General features: G+C 67.2%; 6 protein-coding genes. 5 read left to right on the forward strand and 1 reads right to left on the reverse strand.

Going from position 1 to position 4,678, the window contains the following annotated elements; translation table 11 throughout:
* From ACRDUX_RS36970 to ACRDUX_RS36990, 5 genes are all read left to right on the forward strand, one after another.
* Positions 1-600 (forward strand): ABC transporter substrate-binding protein (locus tag ACRDUX_RS36970; protein WP_526421865.1); only part of this gene is annotated, 600 nt, incomplete at its 5' end.
* Positions 601-639: 39 nt separating this feature from the next.
* On the forward strand, positions 640-1,749 hold the full coding sequence (locus tag ACRDUX_RS36975; RefSeq protein ID WP_526421867.1) for an ABC transporter ATP-binding protein: 1,110 nt from the start codon (positions 640-642) through the stop codon (positions 1,747-1,749).
* Between the two features lie 3 nt (positions 1,750-1,752).
* On the forward strand, positions 1,753-2,412 hold the full coding sequence (locus tag ACRDUX_RS36980; protein WP_526421869.1) for an ABC transporter permease: 660 nt from the start codon (positions 1,753-1,755) through the stop codon (positions 2,410-2,412).
* The gene (locus ACRDUX_RS36985; RefSeq protein WP_526421871.1) at positions 2,409-3,194 is read left to right on the forward strand and encodes an ABC transporter permease; all 786 of its coding nucleotides are present in this window, start codon (positions 2,409-2,411) and stop codon (positions 3,192-3,194) included. Before ACRDUX_RS36980 ends, ACRDUX_RS36985 begins: the two co-directional genes overlap by 4 nt.
* Positions 3,191-3,799: a putative glycolipid-binding domain-containing protein gene (locus ACRDUX_RS36990; protein ID WP_526421873.1), complete on the forward strand. Its 609-nt coding sequence runs from the start codon at positions 3,191-3,193 to the stop codon at positions 3,797-3,799. The genes ACRDUX_RS36985 and ACRDUX_RS36990 overlap by 4 nt, the downstream gene beginning before the upstream one ends.
* On the opposite strand, the gene ACRDUX_RS36995 is transcribed toward ACRDUX_RS36990, so the two are convergent.
* Positions 3,762-4,678: prephenate dehydrogenase (locus ACRDUX_RS36995; RefSeq protein WP_526421875.1), on the reverse strand; the 917-nt coding region annotated here is incomplete at its 5' end. The genes ACRDUX_RS36990 and ACRDUX_RS36995 overlap by 38 nt on opposite strands.

The raw sequence follows: 4,678 nt of genomic DNA on the forward strand, positions 1-4,678 counted from the left end.
GCGGTGGAGCTGGCGCTGTACCGCGCGCTGCCGGGTGATCTGTCGATCCTCACCCCGTCGCCCGCCAACGACCAGGACACCGTCGCGGTCACCAGGGCGACTGCCGAGAAGTGGAATCTCAAGACCATCGCCGATCTCGCCGCGCACTCCCCCGAGGTCAAGTTCGGTGGACCGTCTGAGTTCCAGAGTCGCGCCGAGGGATTGCCTGGTCTGAAGGCCAAGTACGGGTTGGACATCGCGCCAGCGAACTTCGTCTCGATCAGCGACGGCGGCGGGCCCGCCACGGTGCGCGCGCTCGTCGACGGCACGGTGACGGCTGCCGACATCTTCAGCACGTCGCAGGCGATCCCGCAGAACGACTTGGTCGTCCTGGAAGATCCGAAGAACAACTTCCTGGCCGCCAACGTCGTTCCGCTGGTGGCCTCGCAGAAGATGTCGGATCAACTCAAGACGGTGCTCGACGCCGTGTCCGCGAAGCTCACCACGGAGGCGCTCATCGAGATGAACACCGCGACGTCGGGCAACAGCGGTATCGACCCCGATCAGGCGGCGCGTAAGTGGGTACAGGACAACGGGTTCGACAAGCCGATTTCCGGATGAGCGCTTGCGCGAAGACCAGAGCACGAAGATAGGGCGGACATGATCAAGTTCGACGGTGTCACCAAGAGATATCCGGACGGCACCGTCGCCGTCGATGACCTGACGCTGGAGGTGCCCGAGGGCACCCTCGCGGTGTTCGTCGGCCCGTCGGGCTGCGGCAAGACGACGTCGATGCGGATGATCAACCGGATGATCGACCCCACGTCGGGCACCTTGACCGTGGATGGCAGGGACGTCACGAAGGTCGACCCGGTCAAACTGCGGCTTGGCATCGGCTACGTCATCCAGAGCGCCGGGCTGATGCCGCACCTGAAGGTGGTCGACAACGTCGCGACGGTGCCGGTGTTGATGGGCGAGTCCCGTCGCAATGCGCGCAAGGCCGCGCTCGGCGTCATGGAGCGGGTCGGTCTCGACCTGAAGCTGGGCGACCGTTATCCGGCCCAGCTCTCCGGTGGTCAACAGCAGCGCGTCGGCGTGGCGCGGGCGTTGGCCGCCGACCCGCCCATCCTTCTGATGGACGAGCCGTTCAGTGCCGTTGACCCGGTGGTGCGCGAGGATCTCCAAGCCGAGATCCGGCGACTGCAAAGCGAATTGCGCAAGACCATCGTGTTCGTCACCCACGACATCGACGAGGCCGTCAAGCTCGGCGACAAGGTCGCGGTGTTCGGCAAGGGCGGAAAGCTGCTGCAGTACGCAGATCCCGCATTCGTGTTGTCCAACCCGGCCAACGAGCTCGTCTCGGGATTCGTCGGCAACGACCGCGGTTACCGCGGCCTGCAGTTCTTCCAGGCGACCGGCCTGCCGTTGCACGACGTCCGCAGCGTCGTCGAAGCCGACGTCGACACCCTCGAGCTCGAATCGGGTGAATGGGCGCTGGTGACGAAGTCGGACGGCAGGCCCTTCGCGTGGATCAACGGCGATGGTGTCGACGTTCACCGCAAGGGCAGCCCGCTCTACGACAGCACCGTGGGTGGCGGCTCGTTCTTCTCGCCCCAGGGCACGCTGCGGCTGGCTCTGGACGCCGCGCTGTCCTCGCCGAGCGGGTTGGGTGTCGCGGTCGACGACGACGGTCAACTGCTCGGTGGCGTGAAGGCCGACGACGTGCTGGAGGCGCTCCAGAAGCAGCGCCGGGTTCCGGAGGTGGGGTAGCCAGTGCGGTACCTCTTCACTCACCTCGGCGGGGCATGGGACCTGACGCTGATCCACCTGTGGTTGTCGCTGTTGCCGCTGCTGCTCGGGCTGTTGATCGCGGTGCCACTGGGCGCTCTGGTGCAGCGCACCAAGGTGCTGCGGCGGTTCACGACGGTGGTGGCGAGCATCATCTTCACCATCCCGTCGCTGGCCCTGTTCGTGGTGCTCCCGCTGATCATCCCGACCCGGATCCTGGATCAGGCCAACGTCATCGTTGCCCTGACGCTGTACACGGTGGCACTGCTGGTCCGCGCGGTACCGGAGGCGCTCGATGCCGTCCCGCCCGCGGTGCTCGACGCCGCCACCGCGGTCGGCTACAAACCGCTCACGCGGATCGTGAAAGTCGAACTGCCGCTGGCGATTCCGGTTCTCGTCGCCAGTCTCCGCGTCGTCGCCGTCACCAATATCTCGATGGTGTCGGTCGGTTCGGTGATCGGCATCGGCGGGCTGGGCACCTGGTTCACCGAGGGGTATCAGGCCGACAAGAGCGACCAGATCATCGCGGGCATCGTCGCGATCTTCGTGCTCGCCATCGTCGTGGACACCCTGATCATGTTCGCGGGCAAGCTCGCGACGCCGTGGGTGAAGACCGACCGCCGAGCACGGGCAGGCGCCCGATGAACTTTCTGCAGCAGGCGCTGTCCTACATCTTCACCGCGGCCAACTGGGGCGGACCGGCCGGACTGACCGCGCGAATATTCGAACACCTGCAGTACACCGCCGTCGCGCTGGTCTTCTCGGCGCTCATCGCGATCCCGATCGGCATGATCATCGGGCACACCGGCCGCGGGACGTTCCTGGTGGTCGGCGGGGTGAACGCGCTGCGGGCCCTGCCGACGCTCGGCGTGCTGCTGCTCGGCGTCCTGCTGTGGGGCCTCGGTCTGGTGCCGCCGACGGTCGCGCTGATGCTGCTGGGCATTCCACCCATGCTCGCAGGCACCTATTCGGGCATCGCCAACGTGGACCGGAACGTGGTCGACGCGGCGCGTTCGATGGGCATGACCGAGTCCAGAGTCCTGTTGCGCGTCGAGGTGCCCAACGCGCTCCCGCTGATCCTGAGCGGCGTCCGCACCGCGACGCTGCAGATCGTCGCGACCGCCACCGTGGCCGCATACGCCAGCCTGGGCGGGCTTGGCCGCTATCTGATCGACGGCATCAAGGTGCGCCAGTTCTATCTGGCCCTGGTTGGCGCGTTGGTGGTCACCGCACTGGCTCTGATCCTCGACGCGGCACTGGCCTTCGCGGTGTGGTTGTCCGAGCCGGGCGCCGACCGCTTCAGGAAGATGCCGCAGCCGCTCCTCGGTGACGAAGTCGCGCTCGAAACCGCGTCGACATCACGATCTGACGGGCATTCCCGAGGCGGCTACGAAGCTAGGGGGCCGTCGCCTACGGTAGAGGGATGAGTGAAGAAGTCCGCTCTGATTCAGACGACAAGTGGCCGGCGATTCTGACCTGGCGCGCACACGACGTTCCTCGAATGGAATCGGTGCGGGTGTCATTGACGGGCAACCGCATCAAGGCCTACGGCCGGATCGTGGCCGCTGCCACGCCGTCGCATCCGGCGTTCAGCGCGTCATATGACCTGGTCACCGATGATTCCGGGGCCACCAAACGCCTGTCGCTGACCGTCAACCTGGCCGAACGGGAGCGCCAGCTCTCGATCGCCCGCGACGAAGAGAACATGTGGATGGTCCAGGACCACCAGAGTCAGACCAAGCGCGAGACGCATGATGGCGCGTTGGACGTCGACGTGATGCTCAGCCCGTTCTTCAACGCGCTGCCGATCCGGCGTACCGGGCTGTACCAGCGCAGCCAAGAGATCGCGGTGCCCGTGGTCTACGTCCGGCTGCCGGAACTGACGGTCGAAACCGTGGTCATCGACTATGCGAGCGAAGGTCCGGACCCCAAGGCCGGGATCAAGCTGCGCTCGCCGGTCGCCGACACCACCATCACCGTCGACGACGACGGATTCATCCTCGACTACCCCGGATTGGCAGAGCGGATCTGACCACCCCGCCTGCGCGTCCCGCGGCGGCCAGTTCCTGACGCCAGCCGTCCTCGCCGATGGCGGTCGCGATGATCTGCGGCCGGGGGAAGCCGTCGTAGCGCATGCGGGCCCCGTGACCCGATTCGACGAGTTCGGCCACCGAGCCGGTCGTGGCCAGTCCGGCGCGGGCGCGGGACAGCAGATCGATGGCGCGGTCCAATGCCGAGCGCAGCTCGTCGGAGTTCGCCTCGCACATCGCGCGCACCAGGTCGGGCGCGGTCGCGGCAACCCTGGTGCCGTCGCGGAACGAGCCCGCGGCAAGAGCGAACGCCAGAGGCACGTCGGCCGCCGTGACGGCGAGCGCTTCGGCGAACAGGTGGGGTAGGTGCGAGATGGCTGCGGCTGCGGCGTCGTGCTCGTCGGAACGGGCGGGGACGACGACGGCGTGGCAGTCCAGCGCCAGGTGCATGACCTCGGCCCACACCTTCGCGTCGACGTGGTCGTCGACGCTGATCACCCAGGGCGCCTCGATGAAGAGCTTCTCGTCGCCTGCCGCCCAGCCGGAGTGCGCGGTGCCCGCCATCGGGTGACCGCCGACGAATCGGTCGAGCAACCCGTGCTCCCGAACTGATTGCAGGACGGCGACTTTGACGCTCGTCACGTCGGTGAGCGGGCAGCCGGGCGCCGACTCGCGAATGTGCTCGAGCATGGTCGGCAGCGCAGGCATCGGTACGGCGAGGACGATCAGTGCCTCGGTTGCGGAGGCACGTTCGAGCACCTCGCCGAGGTTCGCGGTCGCGTCGAACCCGTCGAAGCGCGCGGCCTCCACACCGTCGATCGACCGGTTGTATCCGAAGACCTCACGGCCGGCGGCCTTCGCGGCCCGCATCACGGAGCCGC

It is taken from the genome of Mycobacterium sp. (assembly GCF_050701675.1).
GTDB lineage: Bacteria > Actinomycetota > Actinomycetes > Mycobacteriales > Mycobacteriaceae > Mycobacterium.

What these genes read in the sequence shown, in the direction of transcription:
- ACRDUX_RS36975 (WP_526421867.1), top strand. Translation starts at nt 640, where the DNA reads ATGATCAAGTTCGACGGTGTCACCAAGAGATATCCGGACGGCACCGTC.
- ACRDUX_RS36990 (WP_526421873.1), top strand. Translation starts at nt 3,191, where the DNA reads ATGAGTGAAGAAGTCCGCTCTGATTCAGACGACAAGTGGCCGGCGATT.
- ACRDUX_RS36985 (WP_526421871.1), top strand. Translation starts at nt 2,409, where the DNA reads ATGAACTTTCTGCAGCAGGCGCTGTCCTACATCTTCACCGCGGCCAAC.